Annotated in this window: 14 protein-coding genes; 8 read left to right on the forward strand and 6 right to left on the reverse strand. The window is 71.4% G+C overall.

What is annotated here, in order from left to right:
- Positions 1 to 105 precede the first annotated feature (105 nt).
- A complete protein-coding gene (locus ACIBKY_RS14070) occupies positions 106 to 510 on the forward strand; it encodes a heme-binding protein (RefSeq protein ID WP_184962963.1) in 405 nt (134 codons plus the stop codon).
- Positions 511 to 605: 95 nt separating this feature from the next.
- Positions 606 to 911, forward strand: coding sequence for an integration host factor, actinobacterial type (mihF, locus tag ACIBKY_RS14075; protein ID WP_184962109.1), 306 nt, complete (start codon positions 606 to 608; stop codon positions 909 to 911).
- A gap of 152 nt (positions 912 to 1,063) precedes the next feature.
- Here mihF and ACIBKY_RS14080 read toward each other — a convergent pair whose 3' ends face one another.
- Together ACIBKY_RS14080 and ACIBKY_RS14085 are read right to left on the reverse strand one after the other, a co-directional pair.
- Positions 1,064 to 1,711 (reverse strand): response regulator transcription factor, encoded by a 648-nt coding sequence (locus tag ACIBKY_RS14080; protein WP_184962111.1) that lies wholly within the window; start codon positions 1,709 to 1,711, stop codon positions 1,064 to 1,066.
- On the reverse strand, positions 1,702 to 2,937 hold the full coding sequence (locus ACIBKY_RS14085; RefSeq protein WP_397097051.1) for a sensor histidine kinase: 1,236 nt from the start codon (positions 2,935 to 2,937) through the stop codon (positions 1,702 to 1,704). The genes ACIBKY_RS14080 and ACIBKY_RS14085 overlap by 10 nt, the downstream gene beginning before the upstream one ends.
- Positions 2,938 to 3,145: 208 nt before the next feature.
- Here ACIBKY_RS14085 and ACIBKY_RS14090 point away from each other — a divergent pair, with 208 nt between their 5' ends.
- Both ACIBKY_RS14090 and ACIBKY_RS14095 read left to right on the forward strand, forming a co-directional pair.
- Positions 3,146 to 4,399, forward strand: a complete 1,254-nt coding sequence (locus tag ACIBKY_RS14090) for an acyltransferase (RefSeq protein ID WP_397097052.1) — start codon at positions 3,146 to 3,148, stop codon at positions 4,397 to 4,399.
- A 26-nt stretch (positions 4,400 to 4,425) separates the two neighbouring features.
- Positions 4,426 to 4,911: a GNAT family N-acetyltransferase gene (locus tag ACIBKY_RS14095; RefSeq protein WP_397097053.1), complete on the forward strand. Its 486-nt coding sequence runs from the start codon at positions 4,426 to 4,428 to the stop codon at positions 4,909 to 4,911.
- Here ACIBKY_RS14095 and ACIBKY_RS14100 read toward each other — a convergent pair.
- Positions 4,908 to 5,921 carry a DUF4344 domain-containing metallopeptidase gene (locus ACIBKY_RS14100; protein ID WP_397097054.1) on the reverse strand — a complete coding sequence of 338 codons (1,014 nt, stop codon included), beginning with the start codon at positions 5,919 to 5,921 and terminating at the stop codon, positions 4,908 to 4,910. The genes ACIBKY_RS14095 and ACIBKY_RS14100 overlap by 4 nt on opposite strands.
- Before the next feature lie 85 nt (positions 5,922 to 6,006).
- On the opposite strand from ACIBKY_RS14100, the gene ACIBKY_RS14105 reads away from it, so the two are divergent.
- Positions 6,007 to 8,505: a DEAD/DEAH box helicase gene (locus ACIBKY_RS14105; protein WP_397097055.1), complete on the forward strand. Its 2,499-nt coding sequence runs from the start codon at positions 6,007 to 6,009 to the stop codon at positions 8,503 to 8,505.
- 510 nt (positions 8,506 to 9,015) lie between these two features.
- Here ACIBKY_RS14105 and ACIBKY_RS14110 read toward each other — a convergent pair.
- Positions 9,016 to 9,585: a hypothetical protein gene (locus ACIBKY_RS14110; protein WP_397097056.1), complete on the reverse strand. Its 570-nt coding sequence runs from the start codon at positions 9,583 to 9,585 to the stop codon at positions 9,016 to 9,018.
- Between the two features lie 17 nt (positions 9,586 to 9,602).
- Here ACIBKY_RS14110 and ACIBKY_RS14115 point away from each other — a divergent pair, with 17 nt between their 5' ends.
- A complete protein-coding gene (locus tag ACIBKY_RS14115) occupies positions 9,603 to 10,100 on the forward strand; it encodes a DUF2087 domain-containing protein (RefSeq protein WP_397097057.1) in 498 nt (165 codons plus the stop codon).
- Here the strand turns inward: ACIBKY_RS14115 and ACIBKY_RS14120 are convergent.
- Positions 10,097 to 11,227, reverse strand: coding sequence for a helix-turn-helix domain-containing protein (locus ACIBKY_RS14120; RefSeq protein ID WP_397097058.1), 1,131 nt, complete (start codon positions 11,225 to 11,227; stop codon positions 10,097 to 10,099). The genes ACIBKY_RS14115 and ACIBKY_RS14120 overlap by 4 nt on opposite strands.
- 41 nt (positions 11,228 to 11,268) lie before the next feature.
- On the opposite strand from ACIBKY_RS14120, the gene ACIBKY_RS14125 reads away from it, so the two are divergent.
- Positions 11,269 to 12,048, forward strand: a complete 780-nt coding sequence (locus ACIBKY_RS14125; protein WP_397097059.1) for a phytanoyl-CoA dioxygenase family protein — start codon at positions 11,269 to 11,271, stop codon at positions 12,046 to 12,048.
- Between the two features lie 89 nt (positions 12,049 to 12,137).
- Positions 12,138 to 13,304, forward strand: coding sequence for an epoxide hydrolase family protein (locus tag ACIBKY_RS14130; protein WP_397097060.1), 1,167 nt, complete (start codon positions 12,138 to 12,140; stop codon positions 13,302 to 13,304).
- Here ACIBKY_RS14130 and ACIBKY_RS14135 read toward each other — a convergent pair.
- Positions 13,291 to 14,559 carry a sulfate adenylyltransferase subunit 1 gene (locus tag ACIBKY_RS14135; RefSeq protein ID WP_397097061.1) on the reverse strand — a complete coding sequence of 423 codons (1,269 nt, stop codon included), beginning with the start codon at positions 14,557 to 14,559 and terminating at the stop codon, positions 13,291 to 13,293. The two genes, ACIBKY_RS14130 and ACIBKY_RS14135, sit on opposite strands and share 14 nt — an antisense overlap.
- Positions 14,560 to 14,561: the final 2 nt, after the last annotated feature.

A 14,561-nucleotide genomic window follows, 5' to 3' on the forward strand; every position in this document is an offset into this window, starting at 1 on the left:
CAAGGGATGAACCACACTTCCGAACTGGTGCTCGATGATCTTGCGTGGAGGTTGGCGCGAGCCGTACACATGGATCTGGAGATTTCGGGACTTGGGGAGAGTCGCGTGAACCTGGAGATCGCATTGCGCATGTGTGAGGCGGCGTTGAAGCAGGCGGGGCGGGAAGGCGCCCGGGTGTCGGTCGCGGTGGTCGACGCGGGCGGGAACCTGGTGACGTTTCAGCGCATGGAAGGCGCTGAGATCGCAGGTCCCGTGCTTGCGCCGGGGAAGGCGTACACCTCGGTCGCCCATCGCATGTCCACCGCGGAGCTCGCCCCGCTGACGGCGCCGGGAGGGGAGCTTTTCGGGCTGGCCGGGGACCGATTCATCTGTTTCGGAGGTGGCATACCCCTCTGGGCGGACTACGGTGAGGAAGAACGCGTGGTCGGCGGGATAGGGGTCAGCGGAGGGACGGTCGCGCAGGACGTGGCATGCGCCGAAGCGGCCGCCGAAGTCTGGCGGACGGGCTGAGCGGCCACTTTCCGCAACACGAACCCCTGGTATCCGCCATGATTAGCCACTGCACTACGGGTAACAGTCCGTAAATCCCCGAGGAGAGAAATCCGATGGCACTTCCTACCCTTACCCCTGAGCAGCGCAAGGCAGCGCTGGAGAAGGCAGCGGAGGCTCGCGCCGCCCGCACCGCCCTGCTCGCCAAGGTCAAGGCCGGTGAGCTGTCGTTCGCTCAGCTGCTGGAGCGCGACGACGACATCGCCAAGAAGATCAAGGTCTCCCAGGCCCTTCGCGCGGTCAAGGGCGTCGGCCCGGCCAAGGCGACCGCGCTGATGGAGGAGGCGGGCGTCGACGAGAAGCGCCGCCTCGGCGGCCTGGGCGCCCAGCAGCGCAAGAAGCTGGTCGACGCGCTCGGCTAGACAGCCGAGCCGCCAGGGTCCGCGCGCACTGCCGCGCGGACCGGCCGGCGCCTCGCGCCCGCCTGGTGCGGGCGCGCAGAATCCCCTGTGCGCGTACGGCGGGCGGCCCGCACCCCCCGCCACCCCTCCACAGGCGAACCCCACGCCACGCGTCAGGACCGCAGGTAGGCCAGGACGGCGAGAACCCGGCGATGCTGGTCACCGTCCTCGGCGTAGAGCCCGAGCTTGGCGAAGATGCTCCGGATGTGCTTCTCCACCGCGCCGTCGCTGATCACGAGCTGCCGCCCGATCGCCGGATTCGACTTGCCCTCGGCCATCAGCCCGAGCACCTCCCGCTCACGCGGGGTCAGCTGGGCGAGGGGGTCATCCCGTCGCCTGCGCACCATCAACTGGGACACCACCTGCGGATCGAACACCGTGCCGCCCGCGGCGACCCGCCGCAGGCCCTCCAGGAACTCGTCCACGTCGACGACCCGGTCCTTGAGCAGGTAGCCCACCGCGCCCCTGGCGTCGGCGAGCAGGTCGTCGGCGTAGGAGACCTCCACGTACTGGGAGAGGATGAGCACCGGTGCCCCCGGCACGCGGCGCCGCGCCTCGACGGCGGCGCGCAGCCCCTCGTCGGTGAAGGACGGCGGCATCCGCACGTCCACCACCGACACGTCCGGCCGGTGCTCGGCGACGGCCTCGACGAGCGCGTCACCGTCGCCCACCGTCGCCACCACCTCGAAGCCGAACTCCTCCAGGAGCCTGACCAGGCCCGCCCTGATCAGCACCGCGTCATCGGCGACCACTACCCGCACGGAACCTCCGCCACGATCAATGTCGGCCCGCCGTCAGGTGACTGCACCGTCAGCTCGCCGTCCACGGCGCGCAGCCGGTCGGCCAGTCCGGCGAGACCGTGTCCCTTGGCGACGTGTGCGCCGCCGACACCATCATCGCCGATGATCAGCATGAGCGTGTCACCGGTCTTGACCAGCTGAATCGTGCAGCTCTGCGCCCGGCTGTGCTTGGCGACGTTGGTGAGCGTCTCCGCGCAGACGAAGTAGATCGCGTTCTCGACGGCGGCCTGGTAGCGCCCGACGGTCTGCACGTCGAGGTCGACCGGGACCGTGCACCGTCCGGCCAGCGCGGCCAGCGCGGGCGCGAGGCCACGGTCGGACAGGATGGGCGGGGCGATGCCGCGCGAGAGGGCGCGCAGCTCGTCGAGGGTCTCGCGGGTGGCGCTGATGGCCTCCTTGATGGTGACCTGGGCCGCCTCGGGGTCTTTCTGCATCTGCCGCTGCGCCCGTGACAGCTCCATCGCGAGCGAGACCAGGCGCTGCTGCGGCCCGTCGTGGATGTCGCGCTCCAGCTTGCGCAGCGCGTTCGCCTCGGCGGACACGGCGGCGGAGCGGGACTCCGACAGGTCCGAGATGCGCTCCTGCAGCTCGGCGACGCCGGTCAGCAGCACGCGGCCGAGCGCGGCGCGCAGCAGCGCGGCGCCCCGGGTGACGAACGGCAGCAGGACCACGCCGATCAGGCCCAGGCCGACGTGGAAGACGACGTTGACCCCGTAGCCGTCGCCGAACCCGAGCAGCTCGGGCAGTTCCTGGTTACCGGGGATGCGCGAGGTGAAGATCCCGTAGATCGGATAGGTCAGGCCCATGACCGGCAGGGCCCAGAACACGATCGTGATCACGAACGACACGATCGCGACCGGGAAGTTCAGGATGCCGTGCAGCAGGTCGAGCCACGACTGCCCGGTCGTCAGCGGGTTGACCAGGCGGCGCAGGCGGCCCGCGCCCGGAGGGGCCGGCTTGTAGCGGGGGCGCACCGGCGGGCGGCCCAGCACGTCCGACAGCCAGCCGCGCTCGCCCTCCGCGAAGGCGCGGGCCAGCATCAGCGTGCCGGCCAGGATCGGCAGCCCTATCCACACCACCGCGGTGCCCACGCCCGCGGCGAGACCGGCCACCATCAGCACGAACGTGATGGCGGCCGTCGGGAAGCCGACCAGGGTGTAGCGCGAGTCCAGGAGGACTCGTCTCATCAGGGAGCGCATGCCGTCAACGCTACGGCCCCGTCCCCCCTGAGACGACCGGGTACGCCCGCCTTTGGGGGTAGGGCCAGCACTACCGAGCCTGGTGGTGGGATCTTGACCGGAAGAGGGCGGCGGGCGTCACTGTGCCGCGGCCGTCCGGCCGGAAGCCTTGGTTCATCACGTTTTCCAGTGAAAGATCCACTGAATCGAGGCCCCCATGACCGTCCTGCTCGACCACCCACCCAGGCGGGTCGTCCAGGCGCCCGCACGCCGCGACACCTTCATCGACCTGCTGCGGGTCTTCGGCATGGCGCTCGTGGTGCTGCAGCACTGGACGATCCCGGTGCTCAGCTACGACGGCGGCCGGCTCACCACCGGCAACGCGCTGGCCACCCCGGGGGTCTGGGTGGTCACGTGGATCAGCCAGGTGATGCCGCTGGTGTTCTTCGCCGGCGGGGCGGCCAACGCCATCAGCTTCGGGCGCGCCCACGCCGGCGCGCCGCAGTGGCTGAACGTACGGCTGCGCCGGCTGGCCTGGCCGCTGCTGCCGCTGGCGGCGGTGTGGATTCCGCTGCCGCAGATGCTGGCCGCGATGGGGGTGCCCGCCCAGCCGCTGGAGACAGGGGCGCGGCTGACCGGGCAGCTCCTGTGGTTCCTGGCCGTGTACCTGATCGCGGTCACGCTCACGCCGTTCATGATGAAGGCGCACGAGCGGTTCGGCTGGCGGGTCGTGGCGGTGCTGGCCGCGGGGGCGGTCGTGAGCGACGTGGTCCGGTTCTCCTCGGGGGTGGAGGCGCTCGGTTACGCCAACGTGGTGTTCGTCTGGATGGCCGTGCACCAGTTCGGCTTCTTCTACGCCGAGGGACGGCTGCGCAGGCCGGCGCTGATGGCGGCCGCCGGGTTCGGGGCGGCGGCGCTGCTGGTGGCCTTCGGCCCGTACCCGGGCAGCATGATCGGGATGCCGGGCGCCGCGGTGTCGAACATGGCGCCGCCCACGCTCGCCATGCTGGCGGTCTCGTTCGGGCAGATCGGGCTGGCGATGCTGCTGCGGCCGTGGCTGGTGCGGCTGCGTACCGGGAAGGTGCTGGCCTGGGCGGGGCCGCGGATCATGACCGTGTACCTGTGGCACATGCCGGCGTTGTTCGCGGTGACCGGGGTGGTCGTGGTGGTGCTGGGCATCGACACGCCGGCTCCGGGCAGCCTCGGCTGGCTGGCGGGGTGGCCGATCTGGTTCGGGCTGCTGACGCTGGTGATGTGGCCGCTGGTGCGGTGCTTCGCCCGCTTCGAGGAGCCGCCGGCGCTGCCGTACGGCAAGCCGTCGTGGTCCACCTCCGGCCCGGCCGCGGCGCTGGTCGGCGCCGGACTCGTCCTGCTCATGGTGTACGGCTTCGCCCCCGGCATCGCGCCGGTCCTGGGCACGGTGGCGATCCTCGGCGGCCTGCTCCTCACCGGGCCGCGTGCCAGGTTGTGAGGCGTTCTCGGGCACAATCGGGCGGCATGAGCGTCATCCGCCCGGTGACCGAGGCCGACCTGCCCGCCGTCGCCGACATCTACGCCCACTACGTGCTCAACACCGTGGCCACCTTCGAGGAGGACCCGCCGGAACCCGGCTTCTGGCGGGCGAAGGCGGCCTCGGGCCTGCCGTTCCTGGTGGCGGAGGCGGACGGCGCGGTCGGCGGGTTCGCCTACGCGGGGCAGTACCGGCCCAAGCCCGCCTACCGGCACAGCCTGGAGGACACCGTCTACCTCGCGCCCGGCTTCACCGGCAGGGGGCTGGGCCGGGCGTTGCTGGAGGCGCTGGTCGCGGCCTGCAGGGACAGCGGGGCGCGCCAGATCATCGCGGTGATCGCCGACGGCGGCGACCCGGCCTCGGCGAGGCTGCACCGGGCGCTGGGCTTCCGGGAGGCGGGTCGGCTGCGGGCGGTCGGCTTCAAGCACGGGCGCTGGCTGGACACCGTGCTGATGCAGCTGGACCTGAGCTAGCTGGGCGTGCCCGACGGGGACGGGCTACGGCTGGGGCTCGGACTGAGGCTCGGGCTCGGGCTCGGGGACGGGCTGGGACTCGGGCTGGGGGACATGTCGGGCAGGTCGGTGCGCATGTGCGGGGCCAGGAGGGTGGCCCAGGCCTTGGCCATCTTGGCGTACTCCTCCTCGCAGCGCACCGCCCGCGTGACCGGCAGCGCGCCGTCGGCGATCAGCGGCAGGAAGGCGTTGTGATTGGAGCCGTACAGGTAGCACATCATGTTGTAGTAGCGCTGCACGCTCAGCGAGTGCTCGTCGGCGAAGACGGTCTTGTCCAGCGGCTGCGAGACCTCCTGCTGCGACATCCGGCCCCACGCCTGGATGGTGCTGATGATCTCGGAGTAGTCCCGCTGGTCCTCGGCCGAGCCGATGAGCACGAGGGCGGAGAGCTGGTCGACGGCGTCCTCCTCCCTGCCGGTGGAGGGCAGGTCGTACAGGTCGATGAGGGCGTGGCCGAGTTCGTGGTAGTAGATGCCGCTCATCGCGCCCACGACGCTCTCGTCGACGTCCTGCGGGTCGGGCGTCGCGCTCTGGCCGGATTCGGGCGCGGCGAAGAGGCTCTGCAGGTACGCCACCATCTCGTAGCACATGGTGATCGTCCGGTCCTCCGGGCTGTAGAAGGCGTTGACGGTGTCGCACTGCTCGGCCTTCACGGGGATGTCGCGCGGCGGGATGAACGCGTCGGAGGCCGACTCGGCCCACTCCTGGAGCAGGTGGTGGTCGCGCATCAGCTTCTCGGCCGGCCTCAGGTCCTTGTCCTCGGGCGCGACGTAGGACGGGATGAACGCGGGGGTGCCCGGTCCGGTGGAAGGACTGGCCGAAGCGCTGGGCGAGGGGCTGGCGGACGGGCTGGGGTTCGCCTGGCCCCCCGCGGCGGGCGGCTCGGCGGGCAGCGAGGGCTGCGGTTTGGTCGTACCGCAGGCGCTCAACGCCACCACCAGGACACCGGCTACCAGAAGCGATCGACTCATAACACTATGTAATCATCTGCTTCTAACGGCGACGGATCCGGGCGGGGATGTTCGAGCAGGTCCGGGAATTCGGCAGGATAGGGGGGTGAGCCTCCTCGTAGACCGCCTGCCGGAAGAGATCGACGCCGAGCCCGATGAGATCTTCGACGCGTTCGTCGGCTGGAACGCCGACCGCGGGCTCACGCTCTACCCCGCCCAGGAGGAGGCGCTGATCGAGGTCGTCTCGGGCAGCAACGTGATCCTCGCCACCCCGACCGGCTCCGGCAAGTCACTGGTCGCGGCCGGCGCGCACTTCGCCGCCCTCACCAGGGACATCCGCACGTTCTACACCGCGCCGATCAAGGCGCTGGTCTCGGAGAAGTTCTTCGACCTGTGCGAGGTCTTCGGCGTCGAGAACGTCGGCATGATGACCGGCGACGCCAGCGTCAACCCCGGCGCCCCGATCATCTGCTGCACCGCCGAGATCCTCGCCAACCTCGCGCTGCGCGACGGCGCCGCGGCCGACGTCGGCCAGGTCGTCATGGACGAGTTCCACTTCTACGCCGAGCCCGACCGGGGCTGGGCCTGGCAGGTGCCGCTGCTGGAGCTGCCCAACGTCCAGTTCATCCTCATGTCGGCGACGCTGGGCGACGTGTCGATGTTCGAGCGCGACCTGACCCGCCGCACCGGCAAGCCGACCTCGGTCGTCAAGCACGCCGAACGCCCCGTCCCGCTGATCTACTCCTACCGGATGACGCCGCTGCACGAGACGCTGGAGGAGATGCTCTCCACCGGCCAGGCGCCGGTCTACGTGGTGCACTTCACGCAGGCCTCCGCGATGGAACGGGCCCAGTCCCTCATGTCCATCAACATGGCGACGAAGGCGGAGAAGGAAGCCATCGCGGCCATGATCGGGGGCTTCCGCTTCACGACCCGCTTCGGGCGTGCCCTCTCGCGCCTGGTACGGCACGGCATCGGCGTCCACCACGCCGGCATGCTGCCCAAGTACCGGCGCCTGGTCGAGCGCCTGGCCCAGGCCGGTCTGCTGAAGGTCATCTGCGGCACCGACACCCTCGGCGTCGGCGTCAACGTGCCGATCCGCACCGTGCTGTTCACCGCCCTGTCCAAGTACGACGGCAACAAGGTACGCAGGCTGCGCGCCCGCGAGTTCCACCAGATCGCCGGCCGCGCCGGCCGGGCCGGCTTCGACACCATCGGCTACGTCGCCTGCCAGGCCCCCGAGCACGACATCGAGAACGCCAAGGCGCTGGCCAAGATCGGCGACGACCCGAAGCGGCGGCGCGGCTACGCCCGCAAGAAGCCGCCGGAGGGCTTCGTCGGCTGGAGCGAGGAGACGTTCGAGAAGCTCCAGACCGCCGAGCCCGAGCCGCTCAACTCCCGCTTCAAGGTCAGCAACGCGATGCTGCTCGCGGTCATCAACCGCCCCGGCGACTGCTTCGCCGCCATGAAGCACCTGCTCACCGACAACCACGAGGACCGCAAGTGGCAGCGCCGGCACATCAGCCAGGCCATCGCCATCTACCGCTCCCTGCTGGCCGGCGGCATCGTCGAGCAGCTGAAGGACCCCGACGAGCAGGGCCGCCGCGCCCGCCTGACGATCGAGCTGCAGGAGGACTTCGCCCTCAACCAGGCACTGTCCACCTTCGCCCTGGCCGCCTTCGACCTGCTCGGCCAGGACTCCCCCAGCTACGCCCTCGACATGGTCTCCATCGTCGAGTCCATCCTCGACGACCCACGCCAGATCCTCGCGGCCCAGCTGAAGAAGGCCCGCGGCGAGGCCGTGGCGCAGATGAAGGCCGACGGCATGGAGTACGAGGAGCGCATGGACGCCCTCACCGAGGTCATGTACCCGATGCCGCTGGAGACGCTGCTCCTCGGCGCCTACGAGACCTACCGGCGCGGCCACCCGTGGGTGGGCGACTACACCGTCAGCCCCAAGTCGGTCGTGCGTGACATGTACGAGCGGGCGATGACGTTCAGCGAGTACATCCAGGTCTACGAGCTGGCCCGCTCCGAGGGCACCGTCCTGCGCTACCTGGCCGACGCCTACCGGACCCTGTCGCGTACCGTGCCCGAGCACCTGAAGACCGAGGACCTCGTCGACCTCATCGAGTGGCTGGGCGAGCTCGTGCGCCAGGTCGACTCCTCGCTGATCGACGAGTGGGAGAAGCTGGCCAACCCGGCCGAGGCGCTGGAGGCGCAGAACCAGCTGGAGACCAAGGTCCGTCCCGTCACCGCCAACGTGCGCGCGTTCCGTGTGCTGGTGCGCAACGCGATGTTCCGCCTGGTGGAGCTGTGCGCGCTGGAGAAGGAGGAGGAACTGGCCGAGCTGGCTCCCGACGTCGACTGGCCCGCGGCGCTCGACGCCTACTACGACGACCACGAGGAGATCCTCACCGGCGCCGACGCCCGGGGGCCCGCGTTGCTGCGGATCGAGGAGGAGAGCGGGCTGTGGAAGGTCCGCCAGACGGTGAAGGATCCGGCCGGGGACGGCGACTGGGGCATCGACGCCCAGGTGGACCTGACCGCCTCCGACGAGGAGGGCCGTGCCGTTCTGCACGTACAGGGCCTGAACCGCCTCTGACCACCCCACGGCACTGAGCACCACCCCCGACACCGGCGAACAGCTCACCCACAAGGGCCACTCTGCGGCCTTGTCGCACTCGCCCCCGGCGGAGGCACGACGCGACCCGCGGGGCAGCACCCGCCAATCCCCCTGGCAGGGCCCGCGCGGGGATCTCCGGTGTCACGTTGCGGCGCTCCGCCTCCGCTCGCCAGGACCGGGGCCGCCGGAGGCGCGGGTGTGGCGCCCAGGCGCAGCTCGCGCCCGGCCTATGGGTGGCGGGCAACGGGGCGGTGATCGCCGGTGGTGCCGCGCGGTGTTCCCCTGCGCTCGGCAGGGCCGAGGGGGGCACTCGACCGCGGCGGGAGCCCCAAGGTGGTGAGGGGCTGTGGACGGGTCGGCCGCCGCGGGAGATGGCTAAGCCGTGCGCCGGGACGGACTGGCAAGGGCGCCCCGGCACACGCCTCTTCCTCTAGTGTCCGGTCACGAGGTTCGCCGTCGTGTCATGACAATGTCTCAAGATCGAGACATTCAGCACGAGGCGATCTGACAGACCTTGGCCAGCATGCGCTTGGCGTCCTGGGTCTGCCGGGCGAAGTCGGCCGTGGCGGGCTTGCCCCACTCCCCTGCCTGCGTGTAGACGATGAGCGCGTTGGCCCGGCGGACCACGATCGCGCGCTCGCCGCCGACCGCGGCCTTGCCCTTGTAGTAGCTCTGGCCGGTGACCGCGAGGGCGGCGTCGCCGAGCTTCACCGCGCGGGCGGAGAACCGGTAGCCCTTCGTGCCGCACGAGGCGGCCGCGCTCTTGATCCCCGCCAGGGCGGCGCCGGCCGACGCGGCGCCGGTGTAGAGGATCACCTGTTCCGACTTGGAGTAGTCGGGGACGGCCGTGTAGATGATCGTCTTCGCGGAGGTACGGCCGGCCTGGCCGAGGGCGGCGCGGTCGCAGGGGTTCACGACCGACTTGGCGGTCTTGTTCTTGCTGACCGCCCAGCTGGTCTCGGGGTTCTTGTCCTTCTTCGCGGCGTCCTTCTCGTACAGCAGGAAGCCCTGGGGGATCGCTCCGGCGATGACGGAGGCGACGAGGATCGTCTTCAGCATGGTTCAAAATAGGGGGAATGAGCGACGAAGACGTCAAGCGGGTTCTCGGGTTGCTGGCTCAGGACGACACCCTGCGGGCCTTCTCGGCGCTGGTGCTGGGCACCGGGTCCGCCGGGCTTCCCCCGAAGGTGCTGGACAGGTTGCGGGCGGGCGGGCTGGCCGTACCGGATGGGGAGGGGCGGTGGCGTGCGCGGCCGGAGCGCTTCCGTGAGCTGCTGAAGGCGCTGGCCGAGCCCTCGCCGCGGCTGAACGAGGAGGAGCGGGTGCTGCAGACGTTCCTGGCGGAGGGGCGGCTGCAGACGATGCCGATGAAGCACGAGAAGCGGCTGGTGGTGCTGCGGTACATCGTGCGGGTGTTCGAGCCGGGTGTGCGGTACGCGGAGAAAGATGTGAACGTGGCGTTGCGGGCCTTCCACGATGACTACGCGGCTTTGCGGCGGTATCTGGTCGACGCGGAGCTGTTGTCGCGGGAGGGCAACGTGTACTGGCGCAGCGGCGGGCCGGTCGAGCTCTAGGAGTTCAGGCGCCGGCGGTAGGCGCGGGGTGGCAGGCCGTACTCCTGGGCGAAGGTGCGGCTGAAGTGGAAGGGGCTGACGAAGCCGCAGGCCGCCGCCACCTGGCCGATGTCCAGATCGGTGGCTTCCAGGAGCTGGGCGGCGTGGGCCAGCCTGGCGGCACGTACCGCACGCATGGGGGTGCGGCCGGTGCGCTCGGCGAACACGTGGGCGAAGCGGGAGGGCGACAGCGCCACGGCCGCCGCCAGCGACGTGACGGTGTGCGGGGCGCCCGGTTCCGCGGCGATCAGCTCCAGCGCCCGCGCCACCCTCCGGTCCGCCCCCGCCCCGCTCAACCCGTCCGCGACCGGCCCGCGCGCGCTCAGCGTGCTCGGCCCGTTCTCGCCACTGCCCGGTTCGAGTCCGAAGGCGTCGCCCGGTTCCTGTCCGAGGGCGTCCGGGGCGGCCGTCGCCAGGAGGAGGATCTCCTCCACGGCGCCCAGCACCAGCTCGCGGGCCCGCTCCGCCATGGCGGCCACCGGCCGGGTCGTCTCCCCCGGCTCCGGCGGCACACCCCGGCCGCTCCAGCGGGCATAGGCATGCGCCCGCAGGAACGCCCGCTCGATCCGTCCGGACGACGACGGAGATTCAGCCGCCGGCGACCCCAGGCCGCCGGGCGGGAGGGTGGTGCCGGGCGGGAGGTCGGTGCCGGGCGCGAAGGTGGCGCCGGGCGCCAGGGTGGTGCCGGGCGCAAGGGTGGTGCCGGGTGGGAGCGTGGTGTGCGGGGCGGGCCGGGTGTGCGGGGTGCGGTGGGGGCCGGGGGCGAGGTGGCAGCCGGGTGAGAGGGCGTAGGGGCGCAGCCAGGTCACCCAGGACGGCCTCGGCTGGAAGTGCACCCACCAGAACCGCCAGCGCTCCCCCGCCGTCCGGTAGTGGTGCGCCGCCCGTGAGGCCAGCACCACGAGGTCGCCCGCGCCCGCCGTGAGCGCCGCCCCGCCCTGCTCGACCAGCCCCGCTCCCTCCTGCGTCCACATCAGCAGCCAGCTCGGCGAGCCCGACGGGCGCCGCGTGGCATAGCCGGGCCCCTTGTCGTAGTGGCCCACGATGACGAGCTCGGCAGCAGGAACAGACATGTCGTCGGCGCTCACCGGCATACCCTCCCACAGCCCGCCTTCCTAGGCTCGAAGGCATGGACACCAAGGATTTCCACGACCGGGGCTACTTCGTCGCCCGCGGCATGCTGGCTCCGCACGAGGCGGATCTGCTGCGGGAGGAGTTCACGCGCCTGCACGCCGCGGGCCCCGTCCCAGGTCATTTCTCGCCGAAGCCACAGGAACCCGGCCTGCCGTACGACGGGTTGCGGGCCTATCCGCGCATCATGCACCCGCACCAGATCAACGACGTCGCGCTGCGCTACCTCCTGGACGCCAGGATCGCCGCCGTCCTGCGGGACCTGCTGGAGGAGGAGCCGATAGCAGCCCAGAGCATGTTCTACTTCAAGCCACCCGGCGCCCGCGGGCAGGCGTTGCATCAGGACAACTTCTATCTGCGCGTCGAGCCGGGCACCTGCGTGGCGGCCTGGATCGCCGTGGACCGCGTCGACCGGGCCAACGGCGGCCTGGAGGTCGTGCCCGGTACGCACAAGATGGACCTGTTCTGCCCGGAGGACGCGGACCCGTCCATCTCCTTTACCCGCGAATACGTCCCGCCGCCGCCCGGCTTGGAGCGTGTGCCGGTCGACATGGAGCCGGGCGACGTGCTGTTCTTCAACGGCAGCCTCGTGCACGGCTCCGGCCCGAACGCCACGGCCGACCGCTTCCGCCGCAGCCTCATCTTCCATTACGCGGGCCGCTCGGCCGAGCGCATCGCCGCCTACTACCCGACGCTCACCATGGCGGGCGCGCCCCACCCGCTCCCGGCCGCCGAGGGCGGCGGGCCGTGCGGCACCGAGGCATCGGGACCGCACTAGCCGGGGCCCCACCGGGCGTGCCGTCTGGCGAGCGGTGCCCGGTCTGTGCAGTATGAAGGGGTCACCGTGCCGGAGGAGGAAAGGCCAGCGTGAGCGCCGACGTGCGGCCGTTCCTCGCCGAGGTCCCCGAGGCCGACCTGACCGACCTGAGGGTACGGCTGCGCCGTACCCGCTGGCCCGAGGCCGAGACCGTCACCGACCGGTCCCAGGGCGTCCCGCTGGCCTACCTGCGCGAACTGTGCGCCTACTGGGAGCGCGAGCACGACTGGCGGCGGGCCGAGGCTCGGCTCAACGCGGTGCCGCAGTTCCGCACGGAGGTGGACGGGCTGGGCATCCACTTCCTGCACGCCCGCTCGCCGTACCCGGGGGCGCTGCCGCTGGTGATGACGCACGGCTGGCCCGGATCGGTGCTGGAGTTCCTGAAGGTCATCGGCCCGCTGACCGACCCCGTCGCGTACGGCGGGCGGCCCGGGGACGCCTTCCACGTGGTCTGCCCGTCCTTGCCCGGCTACGGCTTCAGCGACCGCCCGTCCAAACCCGGCTGGGGCATCGAGCGCATCGCCCAGGCGTGGGCGGAGCTGATGGCCCGCCTGGGGTACCACCGTTACGGCGCGCAGGGCCACGACTGGGGCACCAGCGTCACCGCGCTGCTCGGCCGGCACGACCCTGCCCACGTGGCCGGCATCCACCTCGTGCCCCCGCTGGCCCCGCCGGACCCCGGCACGTTCGGCGACCTGACGGCGGCCGAGCGCGCGTCGCTGGAGGCGATGGAGCACGCCAAGCGGTGGGAGGACGGCTATTCGGCCGAGCAGTCCACCCGCCCGCAGACGCTCGGCTACGGCCTGACCGACTCCCCCGCCGCGCTGTGCGCGTGGATCGCGGAGAAGTTCTGGGCGTGGTCGGACCACGACGGCGACCTGGAGAGCGTGATCAGCCGCGACGAGCTGCTGGACAACGTCACGCTCTACTGGCTGACCGGCACCGCCGCCTCCTCCGCGCGTCTGTACTGGGAGAGCATCCGGCAGGTTCAGAGGTGGTTCAGCGAGCCGGGCGCGGACGTCGTGACGACGCCGGCGGGCTGCACGGTCTTCCCGAAGGAGATGCCGCGCCCCTCGCGGCGCTGGGCGGCGCGCCGCTTCACCGACATCCGCTACTGGAGCGAGCCGCCCAGGGGCGGCCACTTCGCCGCGATGGAGCGGCCGGAGCTGTTCGTCGGCGAGGTGCGCTCGTTCTTCCGGCTGGTCAGGGACCGATGACCAGTCCCGCTCCGGCGGTGGCGTTGGTGGCCTCGTCGATGAGGATGAACGCGCCGGTCACCCGGTTGCGGTCGTAGCCGTCGAGGAACAGGGGGCGGGTGACGCGCAGGCGGACCCGGCCGATCTCGTTGAGCCGCAGCGACCCGGCCAGCTCGTCGCGGTGCAGGGTGTTGACGTCGAGCCGGTAGCGCACGTCTTCGACCACGGCACGCGCGGTGGCGGTCGTGTGCTTGACCAGCAGCCGCGTGCCGGGCGCGAGGGGACGGTCGGCGGCCATCCAGCAGACCATCGCCCGCACGTCCTGGACGGGCGCCGGGCGGTTGCCCGGCCGGCAGATCATGTCGCCGCGGGAGATGTCGATCTCGTCGGCCAGCAGCAGCGTGACCGACATCGGCGGGCGCGCCTCGGCCACCGGGCCGCGGGGGCCGGTGATGCCGGTGATCGTGGTGGTCAGCCCCGAGGGCAGGTGCAGGACCTCGTCGCCGGGCCTGAGCACGCCGCTGGCCACCTGGCCCGCGTAGCCGCGGAAGTCGTGGTGCCCGGCGGTGTGCGGGCGGATCACGCACTGGACGGGGAAGCGCACGTCGACGAGGTTGCGGTCGGAGGCGACGTGCACGTGCTCCAGGTGGCGCAGCAGCGATGGACCGTCGTACCAGGGGGTGTTCGGGCCGGGCTCGACCACGTTGTCGCCGTGCAGGGCGCTGACCGGGACGAAGGCCAGGTCGCCGATGTCGAGCTTGGCGGCGAACGCGGTGAACTCCGCGCGGATCTGCTCGAAGCGCCGCTCGGAGTGGCCGACCAGGTCCATCTTGTTGACCGCGACCACCAGGTGCGGCACCCGTAGCAGCGTGGCCAGGAACGCGTGCCGGCGCGACTGCTCCAGCACGCCCTTGCGCGCGTCGACGAGGATGACGGCCAGGTCGGCGGTGGAGGCGCCGGTGACCATGTTGCGCGTGTACTGGATGTGGCCCGGCGTGTCGGCGACGATGAACGAGCGGCGGGGGGTGGCGAAGTAGCGGTAGGCCACGTCGATCGTGATGCCCTGCTCGCGCTCGGCCCGCAGGCCGTCGGTCAGGAGCGCCAGGTTCGCGTGCTCCTCGCCGCGCCGGGCGCTGGTGCGCTCGACGGCTTCGAGCTGGTCTTCGAAGATCGCCTTGGAGTCGTACAGCAGGCGGCCGATCAGGGTGGACTTGCCGTCGTCCACCGAGCCCGCCGTGGCCAGGCGCAGGACATCGGTGCTCTCGGTGGGATGCATGG

It is taken from the genome of Nonomuraea sp. NPDC050394, assembly GCF_044459065.1.
Classification (GTDB): Bacteria; Actinomycetota; Actinomycetes; order Streptosporangiales; family Streptosporangiaceae; genus Nonomuraea.

Bases quoted from the DNA above. Each gene is read 5' to 3' on its own strand.
- ACIBKY_RS14095 (WP_397097053.1), top strand. From the start codon at position 4,426: ATGAGCGTCATCCGCCCGGTGACCGAGGCCGACCTGCCCGCCGTCGCC.
- ACIBKY_RS14090 (WP_397097052.1), top strand. From the start codon at position 3,146: ATGACCGTCCTGCTCGACCACCCACCCAGGCGGGTCGTCCAGGCGCCC.
- ACIBKY_RS14085 (WP_397097051.1), bottom strand. From the start codon at position 2,937: ATGAGACGAGTCCTCCTGGACTCGCGCTACACCCTGGTCGGCTTCCCG.
- ACIBKY_RS14125 (WP_397097059.1), top strand. From the start codon at position 11,269: ATGGACACCAAGGATTTCCACGACCGGGGCTACTTCGTCGCCCGCGGC.
- ACIBKY_RS14135 (WP_397097061.1), bottom strand. From the start codon at position 14,559: ATGCATCCCACCGAGAGCACCGATGTCCTGCGCCTGGCCACGGCGGGC.
- ACIBKY_RS14100 (WP_397097054.1), bottom strand. From the start codon at position 5,921: ATGAGTCGATCGCTTCTGGTAGCCGGTGTCCTGGTGGTGGCGTTGAGC.
- ACIBKY_RS14115 (WP_397097057.1), top strand. From the start codon at position 9,603: ATGAGCGACGAAGACGTCAAGCGGGTTCTCGGGTTGCTGGCTCAGGAC.
- ACIBKY_RS14110 (WP_397097056.1), bottom strand. From the start codon at position 9,585: ATGCTGAAGACGATCCTCGTCGCCTCCGTCATCGCCGGAGCGATCCCC.
- mihF (WP_184962109.1), top strand. From the start codon at position 606: ATGGCACTTCCTACCCTTACCCCTGAGCAGCGCAAGGCAGCGCTGGAG.